Here is a 1,293-nt window from a genome sequence, read left to right as displayed (position 1 = left end):
CTATTTTATTTAGAATCGACTATAGCTATTTATAAAACTTAACTTAGCTCTATAGATGCCGTAAACATGGCTAAAACCTCATAAACCCACGACGCTAATAATGGCGTATCACTAGCAAAAACATCGCATCTTTTACTCACCCTTTACAAGCCTTATCATTATGAATCATAAAAAAACCGTTACCCTACCACCTATCATAAAGACTCTGCTACCTAAGTATTTGTACAAACAGCGGTTCTTATTGCAGGACAACGGACACGACAATCAAATCGATATTGCTACAGATGCGCGTATTATTGGCAATTCAGTCATTACCATTCGTAAGGGCCATGACAACCAAATCACCATCGGTGAGCATGGACAATTTAACACCTTAAAAATCGATATCAATGGTAGTCACAATCAAGTCACTATCGCAGATCATGTCAAATTCTCTGGTCAATTATTAATCGTTGGCAATCATTTGCACATTCATATCGGTGAGCGTACCACTGCCATAAACTGTTATATTTTGGCACGCGATAAGAGCGTGACTATCGGTAACGCTTGCATGATATCGCGCGGTATTGAAATTCGGGCAACTGACGTCCACAAAGTCTACGATATAGACTCTAATGTGCGACTAAATGATGCTCATGCTGATGTTGTCTTAGAAGATCACATATGGATTGCCGCCAATGTGACTATCTCTAAAAACGTCACTATCGCTAGCGGGTGTATCATTGCTGCAGGCGCTTTTGTCAATAAACCCATTGAGACCCCAAACTGTATGGTGGCGGGTACGCCTGCAAAAATCATTCGCCAAAATGTACGCTGGGAGCGCTAAAGATAGCTCAAACCATGTTAGCTAGTTAAGTGGCACCACGCGCATTACCTCTTCTATGGTCGTCACCCCTTCACTGATGCGCTTCGCTCCAGACAGGCGTAGTGGTTGCACGCCTTCGCGGTACGCTTGTTGTTTGAGGGTATCCAAATTGGCATCAGCCGCTACCAGCTTTTTTAGCTCATTCGACAATGGCATGATCTCGTACAGACCAACGCGGCCTTGATAACCTGTATGGCGACAGTGCTCACAGCCCTGCGCCGTATAGATTTGTGCTGGCACAGCAGCGCGCCAAGGCTGTACCAACTCCTGCCACTGAATAGCCATTTCGCTATCTGATTTGACATCAACTGCCTGCTTGCAATGTGGGCATAATGTACGTAACAAGCGCTGCGCCATCACGCCCAAGATAGTTGCCGAAGTCAAAAACGGTTGGACACCCAAATCATGCAAACGAGTCAGGGAGCTTG

At 44.9% G+C, this 1,293-nt stretch carries 2 protein-coding genes; one reads left to right on the top strand and one right to left on the bottom strand.

What is annotated here, in order from left to right; genetic code table 11:
• Positions 1–160 precede the first annotated feature (160 nt).
• Positions 161–826 carry an acyltransferase gene (locus tag ACS8FD_RS15020; protein ID WP_439261042.1) on the top strand — a complete coding sequence of 222 codons (666 nt, stop codon included), beginning with the start codon at positions 161–163 and terminating at the stop codon, positions 824–826.
• Positions 827–847: 21 nt separating this feature from the next.
• Here ACS8FD_RS15020 and ACS8FD_RS15015 read toward each other — a convergent pair.
• The coding region (locus ACS8FD_RS15015) for a GspE/PulE family protein (protein WP_439276445.1) at positions 848–1,293 on the bottom strand (446 nt) is incomplete at its 5' end.

Source organism: Psychrobacter sp. 1U2, from assembly GCF_051847575.1.
This window is presented reverse-complemented; position numbering and strand designations above follow the sequence as displayed.